This is a genomic window from Phytohabitans aurantiacus (genome assembly GCF_027923225.1).
Classification (GTDB): Bacteria; Actinomycetota; Actinomycetes; order Mycobacteriales; family Micromonosporaceae; genus Phytohabitans; species Phytohabitans aurantiacus.
Genome location: NZ_BSDI01000032.1, coordinates 225,878 through 246,263, shown reverse-complemented (window position 1 = coordinate 246,263; position 20,386 = coordinate 225,878). Strand labels below are relative to the sequence as shown.

General features: G+C 70.8%; 18 protein-coding genes. 6 read left to right on the top strand and 12 right to left on the bottom strand.

Going from position 1 to position 20,386, the window contains the following annotated elements; translation table 11 throughout:
* The first annotated feature begins 212 nt into the window (after window positions 1-212).
* A complete protein-coding gene (locus QMG73_RS28915) occupies window positions 213-740 on the top strand; it encodes a hypothetical protein (protein WP_281900850.1) in 528 nt (175 codons plus the stop codon).
* On the opposite strand, the gene QMG73_RS28910 is transcribed toward QMG73_RS28915, so the two are convergent.
* From QMG73_RS28910 to QMG73_RS28890, 5 genes are read right to left on the bottom strand one after another with little or no spacing between them, the layout of a single operon-like run.
* Window positions 681-1,049, bottom strand: a complete 369-nt coding sequence (locus QMG73_RS28910; RefSeq protein WP_281900848.1) for a hypothetical protein — start codon at window positions 1,047-1,049, stop codon at window positions 681-683. The genes QMG73_RS28915 and QMG73_RS28910 overlap by 60 nt on opposite strands.
* Window positions 1,050-1,093: 44 nt before the next feature.
* A complete protein-coding gene (locus QMG73_RS28905) occupies window positions 1,094-1,825 on the bottom strand; it encodes a glycerophosphodiester phosphodiesterase (protein WP_281900847.1) in 732 nt (243 codons plus the stop codon).
* The gene (gene dapF / locus QMG73_RS28900; RefSeq protein WP_281900845.1) at window positions 1,818-2,615 is read right to left on the bottom strand and encodes a diaminopimelate epimerase; all 798 of its coding nucleotides are present in this window, start codon (window positions 2,613-2,615) and stop codon (window positions 1,818-1,820) included. Before dapF ends, QMG73_RS28905 begins: the two co-directional genes overlap by 8 nt.
* Before the next feature lie 8 nt (window positions 2,616-2,623).
* Window positions 2,624-3,526 (bottom strand): tRNA (adenosine(37)-N6)-dimethylallyltransferase MiaA, encoded by a 903-nt coding sequence (gene miaA / locus QMG73_RS28895; RefSeq protein ID WP_407676874.1) that lies wholly within the window; start codon window positions 3,524-3,526, stop codon window positions 2,624-2,626.
* Window positions 3,511-4,152: a class III extradiol dioxygenase subunit B-like domain-containing protein gene (locus QMG73_RS28890; protein ID WP_281900844.1), complete on the bottom strand. Its 642-nt coding sequence runs from the start codon at window positions 4,150-4,152 to the stop codon at window positions 3,511-3,513. The genes miaA and QMG73_RS28890 overlap by 16 nt, the downstream gene beginning before the upstream one ends.
* A gap of 244 nt (window positions 4,153-4,396) precedes the next feature.
* Between QMG73_RS28890 and QMG73_RS28885 the strand changes: the two genes are divergently transcribed.
* Complete coding sequence (locus QMG73_RS28885; RefSeq protein ID WP_281900843.1) at window positions 4,397-5,605, top strand: DUF349 domain-containing protein; 1,209 nt, start codon at window positions 4,397-4,399, stop codon at window positions 5,603-5,605.
* Window positions 5,606-5,626: 21 nt separating this feature from the next.
* Here QMG73_RS28885 and QMG73_RS28880 read toward each other — a convergent pair whose 3' ends face one another.
* On the bottom strand, window positions 5,627-6,229 hold the full coding sequence (locus QMG73_RS28880; RefSeq protein WP_281900842.1) for a TetR/AcrR family transcriptional regulator: 603 nt from the start codon (window positions 6,227-6,229) through the stop codon (window positions 5,627-5,629).
* Between the two features lie 161 nt (window positions 6,230-6,390).
* On the opposite strand from QMG73_RS28880, the gene QMG73_RS28875 reads away from it, so the two are divergent.
* The gene (locus QMG73_RS28875; protein ID WP_281900840.1) at window positions 6,391-8,565 is read left to right on the top strand and encodes an MMPL family transporter; all 2,175 of its coding nucleotides are present in this window, start codon (window positions 6,391-6,393) and stop codon (window positions 8,563-8,565) included.
* Window positions 8,566-8,687: 122 nt separating this feature from the next.
* Window positions 8,688-10,277, top strand: a complete 1,590-nt coding sequence (locus tag QMG73_RS28870; protein WP_281900837.1) for a cellulase family glycosylhydrolase — start codon at window positions 8,688-8,690, stop codon at window positions 10,275-10,277.
* A 24-nt stretch (window positions 10,278-10,301) separates the two neighbouring features.
* On the opposite strand, the gene QMG73_RS28865 is transcribed toward QMG73_RS28870, so the two are convergent.
* The 4 genes from QMG73_RS28865 to QMG73_RS28850 are packed head-to-tail and all read right to left on the bottom strand — an operon-like array spanning window position 10,302 to window position 16,514.
* Window positions 10,302-12,878 carry a tetratricopeptide repeat protein gene (locus QMG73_RS28865; protein WP_281900834.1) on the bottom strand — a complete coding sequence of 859 codons (2,577 nt, stop codon included), beginning with the start codon at window positions 12,876-12,878 and terminating at the stop codon, window positions 10,302-10,304.
* Entirely contained in the window at window positions 12,850-14,229 is a 1,380-nt protein-coding gene (locus QMG73_RS28860) for a hypothetical protein (RefSeq protein WP_281900832.1), read from the bottom strand. The genes QMG73_RS28865 and QMG73_RS28860 overlap by 29 nt, the downstream gene beginning before the upstream one ends.
* A gap of 9 nt (window positions 14,230-14,238) precedes the next feature.
* Entirely contained in the window at window positions 14,239-15,384 is a 1,146-nt protein-coding gene (locus tag QMG73_RS28855; protein ID WP_281900830.1) for a hypothetical protein, read from the bottom strand.
* A complete protein-coding gene (locus QMG73_RS28850; RefSeq protein ID WP_281900828.1) occupies window positions 15,381-16,514 on the bottom strand; it encodes a hypothetical protein in 1,134 nt (377 codons plus the stop codon). Before QMG73_RS28850 ends, QMG73_RS28855 begins: the two co-directional genes overlap by 4 nt.
* Before the next feature lie 187 nt (window positions 16,515-16,701).
* On the opposite strand from QMG73_RS28850, the gene QMG73_RS28845 reads away from it, so the two are divergent.
* On the top strand, window positions 16,702-18,048 hold the full coding sequence (locus QMG73_RS28845; RefSeq protein WP_281900827.1) for a pectate lyase family protein: 1,347 nt from the start codon (window positions 16,702-16,704) through the stop codon (window positions 18,046-18,048).
* Window positions 18,049-18,057: 9 nt separating this feature from the next.
* Here QMG73_RS28845 and miaB read toward each other — a convergent pair whose 3' ends face one another.
* Complete coding sequence (gene miaB, locus QMG73_RS28840) at window positions 18,058-19,554, bottom strand: tRNA (N6-isopentenyl adenosine(37)-C2)-methylthiotransferase MiaB (protein WP_281900825.1); 1,497 nt, start codon at window positions 19,552-19,554, stop codon at window positions 18,058-18,060.
* A 36-nt stretch (window positions 19,555-19,590) separates the two neighbouring features.
* Here miaB and QMG73_RS28835 point away from each other — a divergent pair, with 36 nt between their 5' ends.
* On the top strand, window positions 19,591-19,869 hold the full coding sequence (locus QMG73_RS28835) for a DUF2277 family protein (RefSeq protein ID WP_281900823.1): 279 nt from the start codon (window positions 19,591-19,593) through the stop codon (window positions 19,867-19,869).
* Between the two features lie 3 nt (window positions 19,870-19,872).
* On the opposite strand, the gene QMG73_RS28830 is transcribed toward QMG73_RS28835, so the two are convergent.
* Window positions 19,873-20,379 (bottom strand): hypothetical protein, encoded by a 507-nt coding sequence (locus QMG73_RS28830; RefSeq protein ID WP_281900821.1) that lies wholly within the window; start codon window positions 20,377-20,379, stop codon window positions 19,873-19,875.
* Window positions 20,380-20,386 lie beyond the last annotated feature (7 nt).

The window sequence follows — 20,386 nt, the reverse complement described above, 5'->3', positions numbered from 1 at the left end:
CGTGCGGGGCGTGGCGACACGCCGTCACAGGCGGGTGGCAGCGCCGAGGGAAGGACGAGCGGCCGAGGTGTCGAAGGGGACGTGCGGCGTACCCGGTGGGTAACGGGGAGCTCACTGTTTCGATGGGTTGATCCGGGCCGGCAGGGGTGTCAGACTGCCACCTTGGGAACGCTCCCAGCGAGAACTGTCGATACCCCCACGGAGGTTACCCCATGCGCTGGACCACCGGCGCTCTGATCGGCGCGGCGATCGTCTTCTTCGCCACCGCATGTGGCACCGCACCTGACCAGGGCACCCCCGCGCCCCCGGGCACCGCGCCGGGTGCGAGCGCGCCGGCCGGCGACAATACGCCCGTGCCGAACGGCCCCAACGTGGCCGAGGCGTTGGACACCGCCAACAAGCAGTTCACGCTGCTGGCCAACGGCGACTGGGCTGGCGCGTACGCGTTGTGGACCGAGTCTGCCAAGAAGGAAGTCAAGAAGCAGGACTTCGAGAAGGTCAACAAGGCCTGCCCGATCTTCAAGGGCTCGCAGATCCAGCTTCAGGATGTCAAGCCCGTGGGCATGGAGCTCATCGAGCTGACCTGGCGGCACGGCGAGACGGTCGGGCACAGCTCGCTGCGGTTGGCCGGCAAGGCGTGGCAGTACGACCCGGGTGGTGAGGTGCTCGTCGAGTACGCCTCAGGCGCCGACGCGGCGATCGCCAAGCGCAAGGCCGACAACCGCTGCACCGCCTCCTGACCCCACGCGGTCGCGGCCATGCCGCGCATCAGCACGACACGCCGGCGCCGACACGCCGTCCCTCTCGTCGATCAAGGGCGAATGCATGCGGTTTTGCGATCGAACCACGCGCGTTTGGCCTTGATCGATGGGAATGTCCTTGATCGACGCGGCCCGCCGGCACGAAGCGCCGGCCCCGCGCAGCGCACGCAGCACGAGCACCGCGCGCAGCGCACGCAGCACGAGCACCGCGCGCAGCGCACGCAGCACGAGCACCGCGCGGAGCGCGGGCAGCACGAGCACCGCGCGCAGCGCACGCAGCACGAGCACCGCGCGGAGCGCGGGCAGCGCACGGCGCGAGCAGAGCGCGAGAGTCAGGGCTGAGATAGCCAGCCGCGGAGCGCGGCCGGGCGGTTGGTGATGATGGCGTCGACGCCCAGATCGGTGAGGGCGCGCCAGTGCTCCGGCTCGTCGACGGTGAAGACCATGCAGCCGAGCCCGGCCGCGTTCAGTTCGGCCACGACGTCGGGGCGGCCGAGGACCGCCGGGATGTACGGGTTGTACGACACCGCGCCCACCGCCTTCGCGGCGGCCACCGGGTCGGGGTCCAGCTCGTCGCGCAGCAGCGCCCGGCGCAATTCTGGCGCCAGCTCGCGCGCGTCGTGCAGCACCTGCTCGTCGAAGCTTTGCAGCAGTACCCGGTCAGCCAGCCCCCGGCTCATGACCGTCTCGACGATCCGGGCCACGTCGGCGCGCGTGCGCGGACCCTTGACCTCCAACAGGAGGAGGGCGTGCGAGGGCGCCAGCAAGTCCAGCACCTGGTCGAGGGTGGGGACCCGCTGGCCCGCGTAGACCGGTGAGTACCAGGCGCCGGCGTCCAGCCCGGTGACGTACCCGCTGGTCAGCGACGCCACCTCGCCGGTGCCATCGGTGGTGCGGTCGACGGTGGCGTCGTGCACCACGACCGGTACGCCGTCTGCGGTGCTGTGCACGTCGATCTCGACGTACTCGGCGCCACTGCGCAACGCGGCCTCGACAGCGGCCAGCGTGTTTTCGGGCGCGATCGCGGAGTATCCCCGGTGCGCCACCGTGAGCGGGCTACGCACCAATCGCCCGCAGGTCGACGTCGCCCTCGGCTACCAGTACCGCGGGGCCGCGCAGCCAGCACTCGCCGCCCTCGAAGCGGACGGTCACCTGTCCACCGGGAACCTCGACGGAGACGGTGCCGTCGTCAAGGCCGGCGTCGCGCAGGGCCACCGCGGCCACCGCGCAGGCCCCGGTGCCGCAGGACATCGTCTCGGCGGATCCCCGCTCGTACACCCGCATCCGCACGTGCCGCTCGGACACCGGCGCGACGAACTCGACGTTGACGCCGGCCGGGAAGAAGTCGGTGTCGAACTCGGGCGCCCTGGTGAGGTCGAGCGACTCCAGCGGCACCGACGCGGGCAGCCCACAGACGAGGTGCGGGTTGCCGACGTCGACCGCCGCTCCGGCAAGGGTCAGGTGTCCCAGCGTCGCCGTGCTCACCCCGTACACCTTGGGCGGTGTCATCTCGACGGAGATGGCGTCGCCCTCGACCACCGCGCGCACGACGCCGGCCCTGGTCATGAACGAGATCGTGCCGGCCGCGAGGCCGGCCGTCACCAGGTAGCGTGCGAAGACCCGGGCGCCGTTGCCGCACATCTCGGCGAGCGACCCGTCGGCGTTCCAGTAGTCCATGAAGAAGTCGGCTTCGCCGCCGTCGAAGGATGCCACGCGGAGGACGCCGTCGGCGCCGATGCCGCGGCGGCGGTCGCAGAGCGTGGCGACCAGTTCCGGCGTGAGCGTGATCCGGCCGTCGAGATCGGGCAGGAGCACGAAGTCGTTGCCGGTGCCGTGGCCCTTCAGGAAACGCACGTGATCCATCATCCCGCAAGGCCCAGGGCGTTTTCGACCAGGTTCGGCTCCGTCGCGTCCAGCCAGCTGATCCGAGGATCGCGACGGAACCAGGTGCGCTGCCGGCGCACGAACCGCCGGGTGGCTCGTACTGTCTCCGCGCGCGCCTCGCCCTCGGTGAGCGAGCCGTCGAGGTGGGCGAGCACCTGCTGGTATCCGAGGGCCCGGCTGGCTGTCCGCCCCTCCCGCAGGCCCCGATCGGCCAGTGCGCGCACCTCGTCGACCAGGCCGGCGTCGAACATCACATCCACCCGGTCGGCCACGCGGGAGGCGAGGTCGACGCGGTCGACGCCGATCTGCACGGCGTCGTAGTACGGCTTGGGCTCGGGCAGGGTGGCGGTGAACGGCCCACCGGTGAGCGCGATGACCTCCAAGGCGCGGACGATCCGGCGGCCGTTGCTGGGCAGGATTTTCGCGGCGGCCTCGGGGTCGGCGGCGCGCAGCCGTTCGTACAGTGGCGCGGGACCGTGCTCGGCCAGTGCCGCCTCCAGTTCGGCTCGCAGCGCCGGGTCGGTACCCGGGAACTCGAACTCCTCCAGCACCGCCCGCACGTACAGTCCTGAGCCGCCGACCAGAATCGGCACCCGCCCGCGCGCCCGGACGTCGTCGACGGCGGCGCGGGCCAGCGTCTGGTACTCCGCCACGCTCGCCGGCTCGGTTACGTCCCAGATGTCCAGAAGATGGTGCGGTATGCCTTCTTGCTCGGCGGCGGTCAGTTTGGCGGTGCCGATGTCCATGCCTCGATAGAGCTGCATGGAGTCGGCGTTCACCACCTCGCCACCCAGCGCGTGGGCGAGCGCGATGCCGAGCGCGGACTTGCCAGCGGCGGTCGGCCCCACGACAGCCAGCACAGGATTCACGCCCGCTCCCAAAGGGCCACGAAGTACGCGACGCCGTAGGGGGCGTCTTCATACGCCAGGGAGCCGCGCCATGAACCGCCGGCCGCCGCGTGAGCCAGTACCTGCCAGGGCGCCCGGCCAGCCACCATGAGCTTCGCGGACAGGTCCGGATCGAGAGCGAGCAGCGCGTCGACATCCGCGACGGCGAGGGCCCGAGCGACCGATTCGTCGTACGGCTGCGCGCGCGGATCGTCGTACCCGGGCGACTTGATCCCCCGGCAGGCCGTGCCGTCCCCCATCACGAGCAGCGCGTACGGGCCGGTGGCGAGCCGCTCGGCCAGAGCCGCGCACTCCTCGGCGGAGGCATCGGCCGCGATCGTGACCATACGTGGGGAAATGGTCTGACCCAGTACCCGATTGACCAGCCACGCGCCGACCGACAGGCTGAGAGGTAGCGGATCGGCGACCTCGCCGCCCGGCTGCCCCCATGAGGAAAGCGACACCCGAGCCGGAGATTCATAGTCTATTGTCGATGCACTACTACCCAGGACGATCAAGGGAACGCCAGCGTCGGCGAGCTGGCGCACCGCCGAGTCACAGGCGGCGCGCAGGTTGTCGAGTTCCGGCGCGGCACCACCTGCGATCTCTGGGACGATCATGGGTGGATGAGGGCAGACCGCTGCGGCGACCAGGGGCACGTGCCAACCGTAACGGTCGGGCTTCTGTGTCGTGCGCAAGCCGACCAAGGACACCGTATGGTCACGGTCGTCTTCAGGCGCTCGACGCGGACCGGGTTGGACCTGTGACAATGCCGGGGGATACTCCGCTGCAAACTTACTGCGCTGTGGCGGCGGCTGCCGGGGAACCCCCACCCGGTGACGCCGGGAGAACGAGGATGGGCACATGAGCGACTGGACCACCTTCGGTCGGGTGGACGCCGACGGCACGGTGTACGTCAAGACGGCCGAGGGCGAGCGCGTGGTCGGATCTTGGCAGGCCGGGCCGCCCGAGGAGGGATTGGCCCACTTCGCACGGCGCTTCGCCGACAAGGTCACCGAGGTCGATCTGGTCGAGGCCCGCCTGAATTCCGGAGCCGCCGATCCGGCGCACTCGCTGGCGAGCATCCGGCGGCTGCGCACCGAGCTCGCCGAGGCCCACGTGGTCGGCGACATCGACGGGTTGTGCGCCCGGCTCGACAAGCTGACCAGCACCGCCGAGGAAAAGGCCGGTGCCGCCCGCGCGGCTCGCGACGCGGCCCGCGCCGAGGCGCTCGCGCGCAAGACCAGCCTTGTCGAGGAGGCCGAGAAGCTGGCCGCCGAGTCCACCGGGTGGAAGACGGCCGGCGACCGCCTCAAGGAGATCCTCGACGAGTGGAAGGCGATCCGCGGCGTCGACAAGAAGACCGACGGCGAGCTGTGGAAGCGGTTCGCCGCCGCCCGTGACTCGTTCACGCGCCGGCGCGGCGCGCACTTCGCCACGCTCGACTCGCAGCGCAAGCAGGCCCAGGGTGCCAAGGAGCACCTGGTGACCGAGGCCGAGGCGCTCGCCGAGTCGACCGACTGGGCACCCACCGCGGCCCGGCTCAAGGAGCTCATGACCGAGTGGAAGGCCGCGCCGCGCGCCTCCAAGGAGGCCGAGCAGCGGCTCTGGGAGCGATTCCGCGCCGCTCAAGACGCCTTCTTCAGCCGGCGCAGCGAGGTCTTCTCGGCCCGCGACGCCGAGCAGCGGGGCAACCTTGAGCGCAAGCAGGCGCTGCTCGCCGAGGCGGAGGCGATCGACGTCGACGCCGACCCGCGCGCCGCGCAGGCAAGGCTTCGCGAGATCCAGGGCCAGTGGCACGACCTCGGTCGGGTGCCGCGCGAGGCTGCGGGCGGGCTCGACCGCCGCCTGCGCGCGATCGAAGACAAGGTACGCCACGCGATGGAGTCGGCGTGGCGGCGCACGGAGCCGTCGGCGAACCCGCTGCTGGCGCAGATGCGTGAGCAGGTCGCCGAGGCCGAGCAGCGGCTGGCCCGGGCACAGACGGCGGGCGACGCCAAGCGCATCCGCGAGGCCGAGCAGGCGCTGGCGTCGAAGCGACAGTTCCTCCAGCTCGCCGAGCAGGCCAGCTAAGCCGAGCAGGCCAGCTAACAGTTACGCGGCAGGCACCCGTTGCGGCACGATCGGCGCCGCGGCGGGTGCTTCTTTTGGCAGGTCGAGCACGGCCGACGCGCAGTCGAGCAGCGTCTCGCGCAGCACCGACTCGGTGACCTTGTCGATCACGAAGGCGGACGAGATCGCCGCGCCCATCGTCTCGGTGGCGGCGATCGCGCGGATGCGGTCGACCTCGGTCGGGTTGGGGCCTGCCAGCCAGACGTTGAGCCGCTTGGTCAGCTCGATGACCTCCTGCCAGATCGGCTCGATGGCGGCCAGCACGGCGGCTCCGTCGCGCATGAACAGGGAACACGCGTTGCGGTGCCGCATCATGATGTCGAGGAACTGGCCGAGCACCAGCCGGATGTTGCCGGACGTGTGCGAGAGCGTCTCGGCGATCTCGATCGTGCGGCGCCAATCATCGACGAGCGGCTCGACGAGCGACAGCAGTAGTGCCTGCTTCGACGGGTAGTGGTAGTACAGCGAGGCCTTCGTCATCCCGACGCGATCGGCGATCTCGCGCAGGCTCGTCTGCTCGAACCCTTGGGCGGTGAACAGCTCGACCGCCACCGCACGGATCCGGGCCTTTGTGTCTTCGGCCACGCTCGCCACCTCTTCTGCCACGTCTCAGCGCGCTCACAGCAAGGCTGGCGCACCATCATTGCGAAATCTACTTGCCTCGCTCGCAAATCTTATCTACCGTGCGGCAGGTAGACATCTACTTGCCGGACGGTAAGGGTCGGTCCGGTTCACGAGGGGGAGTCATGTTCGAACGGTTGGGACGTATCGTCGTCTACAACCCATGGAAGGTCATCCTGGCGTGGTTGGTGGCGGCCGCCGCCATCGTCATCCTGGCGCCCAGCCTCGACGACGTCACCAGCCAGGACCAGGCGAACTTCCTGCCTGACAGCTACGAGTCGGTCCAGGCGATGGAGGTGGCCGAGCAGGACTTCGCCCAGGCGAACGACAGCACCGCCACCGTGGTCGTCAAGCGTGCCGACGGCCAGCCGCTCACCGAAGCCGACCAGGCGAAGGTCAGCGAGATGGCCCAGCAGGTCCAGGCTGCGGGCATTCCCCGGGTCACCGGCGCGCAGACCGGTCCGGGCACGGTGTCCCCCAACAAGCAGGTGCAGCTCATCAGCATCGGCCTGCAGGGCGTAGGCGACAACCCCGAGCTCTTGGACGCGATCCCGAAGATCCGTGACACGCTCGCACCGGCGGTCGCCGGCACCGGCCTCAGCACGGCGGTGACCGGCGACATCGCGCTGTGGTCAGACAACCAGGACGCGTTCGACGACGCCTTCGTCATCGTCGGCATCGCCACCTTCGTACTGATCATCGTCCTGCTGCTGATCATCTACCGCAGTCCGATCGCGGCATTCCTGCCGATCGTCACGGTAGGTGTCGTGAGCACCGTCGCGTCCGGCATGGTCGCGCTCTTCGCCAAGACGTTCGACATGCAGGCCGACGGGTCGATGGGGATCATCCTGACGATCGTGCTGTACGGCGTCGGCACCGACTACATCCTGTTCCTGCTCTTCCGGTACCGGGAACGGCTGCGCGCCGGCGACGACAGCAAGACCGCGCTGGTCGCGTCCGTGTCCCGGGTGGGCGAGGTGATCGCTTCCGCCGCGGCGGCCATCGCGATCGCGTTCAGCGCCCTGCTGCTGGCCGTGTTCGGTGGTTTCCGCAGCCTCGGCCCCGGCCTCGCAATCGCGGTCGTCATCATGGCCATCGCTGCCGTCACGCTGGTGCCGGCGGTCGTCTCGCTGATCGGCCCGAAGGTGTTCTGGCCGTCGAAGTCGTGGCAGCGCACGCCGAAGGGCAGCATGTTCCAGCGGCTCGGCAAGTTCACCGGCCGCCGCCCCGGCGTGGTCGCCCTGGCCTCCGGCGGCGTGATGGTCGTGCTGGCGCTCGGCTCGCTCGGCATGAAGTGGAACTACGACCAGAACAGCCAGCTCCCCGAGGGCACCGAGTCGACGCAGGGCATCCAGGACCTGCAGGCCGGCTTCCCGGAGGGCGCGCTCAACCCCACCACGGTGTATGTGCGCAGCGACAACGGGCAGCAGCTCGACAAGCCCGCCATGGAGCAGCTCGCCAAGCGGCTCATCGAGGCACCGGGCATCGGCGGGGCGCTGCCCGCGGGACAGGACGGCACCTACGCCGGCTTCAACCAGGCCGGCACCACCGCGAAGATCGACCTTCTGCTGGACGGCAGCCCGTACTCGCCGAAGTCGCTCGACGTCGCCGGTGACGAGCTGCGCGACTTCGCCAAGGACGCGGCACCGGACGGCGTGACCACCTACGTCGGCGGGGCAAGCTCGATCACCGCCGACATCCGGGACGCCAACACCCGCGACCTGCTGGTGATCTTCCCGGTGGCCGGCCTGCTCATCGCGATCATCCTGGGACTGCTGCTGCGCAGCATCGTGGCTCCGCTGTACCTGCTGATCGCGGTCGTGCTCGGCTTCTTCAGCACGCTGGGCGCGACGGTACTGGTCTTCCAGGGCATCGACGGCCGGCCCGGCCTGTCGTTCATGCTCCCGACGATCCTGTACCTCTTCGTGGTCGCCATCGGCACCGACTACAACATCCTCATGATCGCCCGATTGCGCGAGGAGGCGCGGCTCGGCCACGATCCGCGTACCGCCGCCGACCTCGCGGTGGAGCACGGTGGGCCCTCGGTCGGCGCGGCCGGTCTGATCCTCGCCGGCACGTTCGCGTCGATGATCCTGGCCGGGCTCGCGTTCCTCACCGAGATGGGCTTCGCGGTCTCGATCGGCATCGTGATCTCGGCGTTCGTCATGGCGATGTTCCTGGTGCCGAGCATCACCGCGCTGCTGGGCCACAAGGCCTGGTGGCCCGGGCACGGCGACGCACCCGGCGGCACAGCCAAGCCGGTCACCGAAAAGGAGCCGGTGGGCGCGGCGACGCACTAGCACGTAAACCCATTCGGGGCGCCCTTCACTTGAAGGGCGCCCCGATCATGGAATAGCATCGATACGCGGAGCCAGGGCAACGGTTCGTCTACCGGCGTTTCCCTTGAACGGAGATCCCTGGCATGTCCCGTAGAGCGCTTGCTAGCGCCCTCGCCGCAGCATTTACAGCCGCAGCCGGCATTCTCGTCGCGATCGTCATCGCGCCCTCGGCGCACGCGGCCGGCACCGGCACCGGATACCTGCGCACCAGCGGCAACAAGATCATCGACAGCACCGGCGCAACAGTACGGCTGACCGGCATCAACTGGTTCGGCATGGAGACCGACAACAAGACCTTCCACGGTCTGTGGTCCAGCAACCCGTGGCGCAGCCAGCTCGACACCATGGCCCGGCTCGGCTACAACACGCTGCGCATCCCGTACTCCAACGACGCCCTCAAGCCGGGCGCGGCGGCCAACAGCATCAACACCGCCGTCAACCCCGACCTCCTCAACCTCAGCCCACTGCAGATCCTCGACAAGGTCATCGAGTACGTCGGCACGAAGGGCATGCGGGTCATCCTCGACCGGCACCGGCCGACATCCGCCGGCCAGTCCGCGCTCTGGTACACCCCGACCGTCTCCGAGGCGACCTGGATCAACGACTGGAAGATGCTGGCCCAGCGGTACGCCGGCAACACCACGGTCATCGGCGCCGACCTCCACAACGAGCCGCACGCCGACGGCACCAACCCCAACGCCACCGGCGCCTGCTGGGGCTGCGGCGACACCAACCGCGACTGGCGCCTGGCCGCCGAGCGCGCCGGCAACGCCATCCTCGGCGTACAGCCCAACTGGCTGATCTTCGTCGAGGGCGTGAGCTGCCCGAGCGGCGGCCTGTCGAACGTGTGGGACAACGACCCCAGCAACGACGAAAGCTGCGGCTGGTGGGGCGGCAACCTGTCCAAGGCCGGTCAGTTCCCGGTACGCCTCAGCGTGGCGAACCGCCTCGTCTACTCCCCGCACGAGTACGCCACGTCGGTCTACCACCAGGACTGGTTCGACGAGCCCAACTACCCGGCCAACATGCCGGCGCTGTGGGACGGCTTCTGGGGCTACCTGTACAAGCAGAACATCGCGCCGATCATGATGGGCGAGTTCGGCAGTACGCTCACGAACCCGATCGACAAGGTGTGGCTGCAGGAGCTGATGAAGTACACCGGCACCGGCGTCAACGGCATGTCCTTCACGTACTGGTCGTGGAACCCGAACTCGGGTGACACCGGCGGCATCGCCCTCGACGACTGGACCAACATCAACACCGAGAAGCAGGCGATCCTCCAGCCGTACCTGATCGCGCCGGTGGGTGGCACCGGCCCGACGGCGACCGGCAGCCCGACCGGCGGCGCGACCACTGGCCCGCCGCCCGGCGCCTGCACCGCGACGTACACGCAGACCAACGCGTGGAGTGGCGGCTTCCAGGGTTCGCTGACGGTGACAAACACCGGCGGCGCGCTCAACCCGTGGAGCGTGGTGTGGACGTGGCCGTCGGGCGTGACGCTCGGCAGCGGCTGGAACGCCACCGTGACCCAGAGCGGCACCACCGTGACGGCGGCCGCGCCGACCTGGAGCCCGTCGCTCGCGGGCGGCTCGTCGGTGACGATCGGCTTCACCGCGAACGGCTCCGCCACCCCACCCGCGGCGGTCCGCCTGAACGGCGCCACCTGCTCCTAAGGTCGCACCCGTGCCCCGCGCGCCTCAGCGCACGCGGGGCACGGTGACCGAGCTCGCCTCCGCCTCCAGGCGGCGCAAGAGCGTGTCGACCTCGGCGGTAGCCGGAATCTGTCCACATCGGACGGCCTCGCGGAGGTCGCGAGCGGCCACCTCCAGCGTTCCCCGGTCGCGCACCGGTCGGGGCGCCGCGTGCAGTGCGAGCCCCTGGTCGTACGCGTCGGCGGCGCGCACGCCGTCACCAGCGGCCAGCCAGTTGAGCCCGATGTCGAGCAGCAGGCCGGTGCGGTCGACGCCAACGGACAAGGCGCGCAGGTACGCGTCGGCCGCGTCCTCGTACCGGCCGAGACGGTACAGGCACCAGCCGATGTCGCGATGCCGCTCGGGCTGGGCTTCGGCGAGCCGCCGCGACTGCGCGATGGACCGCTCGTACTCGGGTGCCGCCTCCTCCGCCTTCCCCTGCGACCACAGCATGTCGGCGACGCCACGCTGGGCGTACGGGTCGTCGGGTGCGATCTCCCGCGCCTCCCGGTACACGGCCAGCGCCTCGGCGATCTGGCCGCCGTCGAGGTGTTCGAGCGCCCAGCCGAGTGCCAGGTGCGCGTTCAGTTCGGGCGGTGGCATGGCGACCGCCTCGCGGGCGGCGTCGACGGCTGGCGCCCACGCGGCGATGCTGGCGAGCAGTTGGCTGCGGGTCACGAGCAGAGCGGCTGTCCGCCCTGCCGAAAGGCCGCGGCCGATGGTCTCCAGTGCCTCCGCGGTCTGCCCGCACTGCGCCTGCAGATAGGCCAGGTCGGCGAGGGTCGCTGGTTCGGACGAGACGGCGGCGGCCCGTTTCATGGCGTCGAGCCCCTTGGCCTTGTCGCCGAGGCCGAGCTGTGCCCAGCCGAGCGACCGGAGCAGTCCGACGTGCTCGGGCTCGCGCCACAGCGCCTCGTCGATGAGGTCGACGGCTTCCCGGTACCGGCCGGCGAACCGGAGCGCGTCCGCGTAGACCTCCTGGATGTCCAGGTTGTCCGGGTACCGCCGGGCGTGCTCGCCAACCTCGTCGGCCGCCTCGCCGGGTGCCCGCGACGCGCTCAGCGCCTCCCGCAGCCAGGTCAGCGCGAACGTGTCGGGCGAGCGTAGTTCGAGCGAGCGCCGCAGGTCGGGTACCGCGTCCTCGGCGCGCCCGAGGGCCACGTACACGGCACCGCGGCTGCTCAGCGCCCACGCGTCCGCGGGATCCCCGGCCACCGCGGCCTCGAGTTGTTCCAGCGCCTCCTCGTACTGGCCGGCCTGCCGGTACGACTCGCCCAGCGCCGCGCGCGCCTCGGCGAAGTCGGGCAGGAGCTCGACGGCGACCCGCAGGTCCGCTATGGACTCGACGGCCTCGCCCTGCGCGTACCGGATCTGCCCGCGCGTGAGCCGCGCGTACGGGTCGTCCGGCGCCGCCTCGCACGCCTGCTGGGCCAGTTCCAGCGCCTCGGCGGGCGCCCCGCGCTGGTTGCGGATGCGTGCCAGGTCGACGAGGACGTTGACCTCGCCGGGCATCAGCTCGTGCGCCCGCCACAGCGCCTCCTCGGCCGCCTCGACGTCTTCGCGCCACCAGTGGGCCTGACCCAGCAGCGACCAGACCGTCCCGTCGGTCGGCTTGATCCGCGCCGCGGCGCTGAGGTGCGCGAGCGCCCGCTCGGCGTCGCTGGCGGCGTCGGCGCCGGGAGTCTGGAGCCGGATGTAGTACGCCTCTCCCGCCTCGGCGCGTATCCAGCCGATGTCCGGCGCCAGCTCGGCGGCCTTCTCGAAGTCTTCGATCGCCTCGTCGAGCCGGTCCTGCGCGCGCCGCACCTGAGCGCGGGTGCCCACCGCGTACGCGAACTCCGGGTCGAGCCGGATCGACTCGGTGAGCGCCTCGGCGGCCTCGTCGAGCTGTCCTCCCAGCCGGTACGCCTCGCCGCGGATCGCGTACGCCTGCGCGCTGTCGGGATCGCGGGCGAGCGCCTCGTCGGCGAAGCGCCGCGCCTCGGCCAGCCGGTCCTCCCCGCCGCCACCGAGCGCCGTCTCCGCCAGCCCGACGTACGCGGACACGAGATCCGGCGCACCGGCGAGCGCCCGCTCGTACGACTGCCTCGCCTCGTCGACGCGGCCCCCACCGGACAGCGCGGCCCCACGCTTCTGCCAGATCTCCGGGCTGTCGGTGAGGCCGAGCGTGTGGTCGTACGCCTCCACCGCCTCCTCGTACTCGCTCCGCTGGAAGAGCAGGTCGGCGAGTTGCAGCCACAGCGACGCCCAGCCGGGCGCCAGCTTCGCGGCTTCCCGCACGTCGTCGGCCGCCGCGTCGTCCTCCCCCACCTCCAGCAGCACGTCGGCGCGCAGCAGGAACGCGGGCACGCTGGTGTGGCCCGCGTCGATGAGCAGGTCGAGCGCCGCCCGTGCGGCGGCCGGCTCACCGGCGTCCACGAGCGCGGCGGCGGTGGGCAGCAGGGTGCCCTCGGGGTTGTCGAGCGCCGGCCGCGCCAGCACTTCGAGCGCGGCGGTCGGCTCGTCGCCCATCAGCAGGTCGAGGCTCTCCCGCACCACCGAGCGGGCGTCCGCCTCATCCGCGGGCGAGGAAGGTAGTTCCATACGAAGGCTTTCTCGGGGATTGGATGGAGCCGCCGGGCCACTTCTCACCGGCGCCGCCACCGTTGTGAGGCGTCCAGAGATTCTTGGCCTTGATACCGATCCTGTTGACGTACGCCCGGTTGTCGGGCTTTTCCAGGCGCGCCGCCCACGCGCCGTTCAACAAGCCGCGCACGGTAGCCGGCTGCGGGCCACCGGGCTCGGTGAGCCGCAGCGTGTTGAGCGTCTCGAGCGCTTCGCTCTCCCACAGCTGTGAGTCGAACCGGCGCAGCGTCGTCACCTTGTCGAGAATGTCGACGGCCCGGTCGGCGAACCGGTCGAGCGCGTCCCGGTTGGCCGGCTCGGTCACGCCGCCGCGCTGCCGCACCGCCTCCTGCCAGCACTCCTCGACGAGGCCGCCGAGCCCGCCGAACGTGCCGGACTGGCCGAGCGCGCGCAGGACACGCAGGATGACGTGGGCGCGACCGGCCTCCGATGGCGACACGGCCGGATCACCGGCGGCGGGGGTGCGCATGCGCAGCAGGATCGCGGCGGAGGCGTACGCCGGGCCGAGCGCGAACGTGGCGTACGCGTCGGCTACCAGGCACCCGCGGCTGCCGGCCGGCTCGGCGTCGAGGAGTTGGGCACCGAGCGGCGAGCGCCGGCTGACCCATGCGAGACCGGCGTCGTACCCGAACAGCGGCACGCCCCAGATCGTCCACTCCGGAAACCACAGCTTGATGAGGCTGCCGAGTGACGCGGGATCCGCGGCCGACGCCTCGGCGGGCCGCGCCGGGAGGGCGAGCAACTCGGTGCCCAGCTCGTGGAGCAGATCGTCGGCCATGCCGCTGATCTGGTCGTCGAGCCCGGTGTCGCGCAGGGTGAGACCGCCGAGCAGGTCGACATAGTCCGAGAAGAGCATGCGGCACCGGGTGTCGGACAGCTCGTCGAAGGCGGCCCACGCGTCGGCGTACGACACCTCGCCGCCGCGCACCCTGGACCGGATGTCGCGGATGTCGTCGAGGATCTGGCCGCACCGGTTGTTGATGTCTTCGGCCTCCCTGAGGTGGATCATCGCGCGGTCGATGTCGGCCACCGTGTCGTTGATATGGCGGATCTTCGCCGCGACCTCTCTGAGCGTGCCGGAGAGCGCCTCCATCGCGTGGTGGAAGGGCGTCCCCTCCGCGTCCAGCGCCGCGTCGTTCGCCTGCCGCCGGGCGGTTTTGAGTCGCTCGGCGGCGTACTCGCCGGCCTCGCGCAGGACCTTGAGGCGTTCGTGGCGGGTCTCCGCCTTCGCCACGACCTGCTGTACCTCCTCGATGTCCTCCTGGAGCTCGTCCAGGCGGATCACGAGCAGGTCGGGTGGGGGTGGCACGGAACCTCCTCAGGCCGTAACGGTGCGCAGGCTGGTCACGGCGACCTCGCTGAACAGCCGCATGGTCTCGGGATCGGCCTCCGGGTTGGCGGTGCGCCACCGCCAGGCGGCGTTGAGCACCGCGCTGGGCGCGGCCTTCTCCTCGCCGCCGGCCGCCAGCCGCTGTCCCAGGCCGTCGGCGTCGATCGCCCCGTCGTACCGCAGGCGCGGCGGCGCGTTTCGGTCCAGGAGCGCCACCAGCGCCTTGGCCTGGCGCCGCGCCGTTCGCTGCGCGCGCTCGTCGAGGTGCCGCTCACCGTGTACCGCGAACCAGCGCGGCAGCACCAGGACGTTGGCGTCGCGCCGGTACGCCTGCGCGACCAGTGGGCTGGCGGCCAGGATCCCCATCTCGCGGATCGCCTCGACCATCGTCCACATGCGACGCGTCCAGGATGGGTGCGTGGGTGTCGCGTCGTCGAACCGGTCCGGGCGCGCCCGCAGGGTCAGCACCGCCAGCGGGTAAGCCGGACCGAGCGCGTACGTCGCGTACACGTCGGCGAAGAGCTCGTGCAGCCGGTGCCGCGCCTGTGTCGGGTCGGCTCCGGTGGTGGCCGCCTCCATCTCGGCCTCCGTCGACACGTACTCCTCGACCGGGCGGGCGCTGCTCTGGCCCGGTGCGGGCAGCGTGCCGGCGACCATGTGGCCCAGCTCGTGCGCGAGGATCGGCAGCCCCCACACGGTCACGTCGGGAAACCGCATCCGGATGATGCCCACCGTGCGCTCGAACCGCTCCCCGCTCGCCACCGACAGCAGCACGTCCCGCCGTACCCCCGTGCGGTCGACCAGGTCGTCGAGCACCCTCTCGGCGGCGGCGGTGACGTCCGCGTACAGCGGGTGCGCGCGCAACAGGATGCCCTCCAGCACGCCGAGCGCCGCGGCCTTGACGGCCGCCAGGCGCCCGGCACGGAGCTGGTCGAGACGGGCCCAGTCGGCGGCTCCGGCGTCGACCAACTCGGCCAGTTCCCTCGTACGCTCACGCAGCAGCACCGTGAACTCGTCGCGTACCTGCGAACTCGTGGTGCCGAGCCCGTGCTCCCGGTGCAGCGCGGCCTCGATCTGCTCCATCTCGGCGATCTCCTGCCGCACCTGGGTGAGGAAACCCGGGTTTGTGATCATGCGCCCCGCGACGCCTCCTGGATGATCGTGCGCGCGCCCCGCACCCAGCTGGGCGCCACCGTACTGTCCACATAGTCTAGGGCGAGCACGATCACCACGGCACCGACGAGCAGCTCGGCTCCGACCAGTACAGCTGTCAGATGTGGGACCGCGAGGCCGACCAGCTTGATCAGCCCTAGCCCGGCGATCCCGGCTTGGATCAGCCCGATCACGTCCATGGCCGAGGTGTACCGCGCGGTCAGCGCGGTCAGATCCAGCGAAGCCGTGTCCAGCCGCGCGATCTCCAGGCCCGGGCTGGCCGCGATCGCGTCGGCCTCGGCGCGCAGCCCCTCGACGCCGAGCAGCCAGCCGACCGCCGCGTCCGTGCCGCCGTGCGCCTCCAGCCGGTCGCGCAGCTCGACGAGCTTGACCCGCGCGGTGACCAGCCACTGGCCCGGCACCAGCCGGCCCAGCGCGTCGATCGCGGACAGCACCGCGCGGATGCCGAGCCGGGTCAGCCTGCCGCCGAGGTCGCCGATCTGGAGCCGCTCGGTCACCGACTCCCACGCCTTGCGGGCGGCCTCCGGCGCGAGGCCGGCGGCCGCGCGAAACGGGCTGGCCAGGGCGACGGAGGTCTGCTTGGTGATCGAGTCCAGGGTCTCGGCCACGGTCGTGCGGAGCGTGGCAGCGGCCGTCGGCAGGTCCGGGGAGGTCACCACCGCGGACTCGAAGTGCCGCGTCGCGTCGGCCTCCTCGCGGTCGGCTAGCGAGGTGGCGGTATCGCGGAGCCCGGTCAGGGCGTGGTCGAGACCCTCCCCTGTGGACGGTCGATCGCCGGCCGCGGTCTCGCCCACCGCCTCGCCCGCCGCGAGCGCCACCTCGGCGACGCGGAGCCGCGTGGCCGCCGCGTCGAGAAGCCGCCGCACATCGGTCTCGGTGGCGCCGCCCGGGCTCGGCTCCTGCAGGCCCGGAGGCACCGCGCTCCACTCGAAAAGGCTGTGCTCGGGCAGGGGTGCGGCCAGATCGCGCTCAAGGACGATGGCGAGCCGCTCCGCGGCGTCGGCGCGTCCGGGCGGGTCGTCGAGCGTGGCCCGCAGCTCTCGGCCGGCCGCAAGGACCATGAACGCCGATCCGGTGACATTGGGGTTCATATGTGACACAGACTGTCATCGAGGCGCGAACGTTTGAAGACTATCTTCTGTCGGAATGAAGACCGCATTTACATGCGTCACTTTATATGATTCCATCGTGGAAAGCGCTTCCCCGGGCTGGGCGCGCGGAGCCGGGCACCCCTGATCCATCAACGTGTCTGATCCGTCGACGTCTAGGAGTACCCGAATGTTCAACAGACGGCTCCGTCTCGCGCTTCTCACCACCGTCGCCGGCACCGCCACCATGGCCGCCGCCGGCGTCGTCATCGCTGTCAACGCGCACGCCGCCGCCGGCTGCCGCGTCAACTACCAGGTCGCCAGCCAGTGGCAGGGCGGCTTCGGCGCCAACGTCACCATCACCAACCTCGGCGACCCCTTCACGGCGTGGTCGCTCACCTGGTCGTACGGCGCCGGCCAGACCGTCACCCAGGCCTGGAACGCCACCGTCACCCAGAGCGGCAGCCAGGTCACCGCCACGAACGTCAGCTACAACGGCAGCCTGGCCACCAACGCGAGTACCTCGTTCGGGTTCAACGGCAGCTGGAACAACAGCAGCAACCCTGTACCGGCCAGCTTCGCGGTCAACGGCACCACGTGTACCGGCACGACGACGCCGACCACGCCGGGCACCAACCCGACGACGCCCGTGCCGCCCACCACCCCGCCGGGCGGCAACACCGGTGGCCTGGTCGGCTGGGCCACCCAGGGCGGCGGCACGACCGGCGGCGGTGGCGCCGCGGCCACGACCGTGACCAGCTCGTCGGCCCTGACCAGCGCGATCTCCGGCACGAACGCCGCGGTCGTGCGCGTGTCCGGCACGATCTCGTGCTCGGGCATGCTGCGGGTCGGCTCCAACAAGACAATCCTCGGCAACTCGGGCGCGACGATCGCCGGCTGCGGCCTGAACGTGTCAGAGGCGTCGAACGTCATCATCCGCAACCTCACGTTCCGCGACTGGAACGACGACGCGATCAACGTCCAGTACTCGACACGCGTGTGGATCGACCACAACACGCTGACCAACGGGTACGACGGCGCGATCGACATCAAGCGGGCGTCCGACTACGTGACCGTCTCCTGGAACCGGATCCACGGCCACGACAAGTCGATGCTGCTCGGGCACAGCGACGACAACGCCGGTGAAGACGTGGGCCGCTTGCGGGTCTCGTACCACCACAACTGGTTTGACGGCACCAACCAGCGGCACCCGCGCGTGCGCTTCGGCAACCCGGTGCACGTCTACAACAACTACTACGCCAACATCGGCTCGTACGGCGTGGCGTCGACGATGAACGCGTGCGTGCTCGTCGAGGGCAACTACTTCGAGAACGTCGACGACCCGTTCCACCGCGGCGAGGGCTCGTCGGCCGACGGCAGCCTCGTGGCGCGCAGCAACCACTTCGTCAACTCGGGCAGCGGCGAAACCGGCGGCAGCAGCTGCGCCGGCATCCCGTACTCGTACTCGCTGGAGACGGCGAGCGGCGTGAAGGCGTTCGTCATGAACGGTGCGGGAGTGGGCCGGATCTCCGTCTGAGCGGTCGCGTTAGTCGCTGGCGCAGGCCGAGACCACCGCGGCCTGCGCCGGCGGCGCACCCACCGTCGGCAGTCCCAGGAGCACGCCCTGCGTACGCGCCGCGCGCCCCGCCTCACTCGCGTCACCCGCACGGGTGCGGCGATGGTGCAGCGGCGCGCCGTCGGCGTTGAGGTGGTGCGGCGCCGCGTACGTGACGGCGGTGTGCACGATGTCGCCGGGCCGGATCTGGTCTCCGATGTCACCCGTGTCGAAGTGCACCAGGCGGCCGTCGCGCGCCCGCCCCGACATGCGGCCCGTGCGCTCGTCCTTGCGCCCCTCGCCTACCGACGCCAGCACCTCGACGGTCTGGCCGACCAGCGCCTTGTTTTCCGCCCAGGTGATCTCTTCGACCGTGGCCATCAGCCGCTCGTACCGCTCCTGCACGACCTGCTTGGGCAGCTGGTCGGGCATGGTCGCGGCGGGCGTGCCGGGCCGCTTCGAGTACTGGAAGGTGAACGCCGTCGCGAACCGCGCCTGCCGCACCACGTCGAGCGTGTGCTGGAAGTCTTCCTCGGTCTCGCCCGGGAAGCCGACGATGATGTCGGTGCTGATCGCCGCGTCCGGCATGGCCGCGCGCACCTTCTCGATGATCCCCAGGTACTTCTCCGACCGGTACGACCGGCGCATCGCCTTGAGCATGGCGTCGGAGCCCGACTGGAGGGGCATGTGAAGCTGGTGGCAGACGTTGGGCGTCTCGGCCATCGCCGCGATCACGTCGTCGGTGAAGTCTTTGGGGTGCGGGCTGGTGAAACGCACTCGCTCCAGCCCGTCGACGCCACCGCAGGCGCGCAGCAGCTTGCCGAAGGCGAGCTTGTCGCCGAACTCGACCCCGTACGAGTTGACGTTCTGCCCGAGGAGTGTCACCTCCAGCACGCCCTCAGCGACCAGGGCCTCGACCTCGGCCAGGATCTCGCCCGGCCGGCGATCCTTCTCCTTGCCCCGCAGCGCCGGCACGATGCAGAAGGTGCACGTGTTGTTGCAGCCCACCGAGATCGACACCCAGCCGGCGTACGTCGACTCGCGGCGGGTCGGCAGCGTGGAGGGGAAGACCTCCAGCGACTCCAGGATCTCCACCTCGGCCGCGGCGTTGTGCCTGGCCCGCTCCAGCAGCACCGGCAGCGACCCGATGTTGTGCGTACCGAACACGACATCCACCCACGGCGCCTTCTTGACGATCTCGCCGCGGTCTTTCTGCGCCAGGCAGCCGCCGACCGCGATCTGCATGCCGGGGTGCTTGTCCTTGACCGGCCGCAGGTGGCCCAGGTTGCCGTAGAGCCGGTTGTCCGCGTTTTCCCGTACGGCGCAGGTGTTGAACACCACGACGTCGGGATTGTCCGAATCGGCCGCGCGAACGTATCCCGCGCCCTCCAGCAGCCCGGAAATCCGCTCGGAGTCGTGGACGTTCATCTGGCAGCCATACGTGCGGACCTGATAGGTGCGCGCGCTGCCCTGGACTGGGGTACTCATGACAGAGTCCAGGGTATCCATAGCGGGAGGTGGCCCATGTGCCGGAGCATCGTGACGCTGCGCGAGCCGTACACGGAGAACGTCACGGACGACGACATCGAGGCGGCGGCGTTGCAGTACATCCGCAAGATCTCTGGTTTTCGGACGCCCGCCCCCCACAACGCGGAGGCCTTCGACGCGGCCGTCGCCGCGGTCGCTGAGGCGACCCGCACCCTGCTCGCGGAGCTCGTGGTCCGTCCCGCTCCGACCGCCCTGACCCCCGCGGAACGCGCCGAGAAGAAGCGCGCCGCCCGCCAGGCGCGCGCGGCCGGCTGACGGTCAGGCCACAAGCAGGTCGGGCAGGCGGTACGCCGCGTCGGGCGCCCACCTCGACTGCTGGCAGATCACGGAGTCCCGGCACGGTTCGACGGTGATCGTGCACGGGCGGGCGTTGGAGTGCGCCGAGCCGTCCTCCGTATCGGTGACGTCGACGTGCGCCGGCCGGAGCGTGCCGTCCGGTGCCGCGAGCAGGTGCCGGCCGGGGTTGAGCGTGTCGTCGGGCACCAGGCAGTGCCGCCCGGTGCGCCGGGCGAGCGCCGCCACGACGGCCGCTTCGGCGACGTCTGCCGGGGCGCCGTAGCAGTCCACGACGGTCGGAAAATCGCCCGTGGTGTGCCATACGTCACACAGCACACCGCCGGGCGGTAGCCGCACCGGGTCCGCGGCGCCGAGCGGCACCACGGGACGCGCCAGCACGGCCGCGAGCGCGGTGTAGATCTCCGTGGGCGCCAGCAGAGCGTCGATCGACCAGTGCCAGAGCGCGCCGCCGGCCGAGGGGGGAACCATACGGACG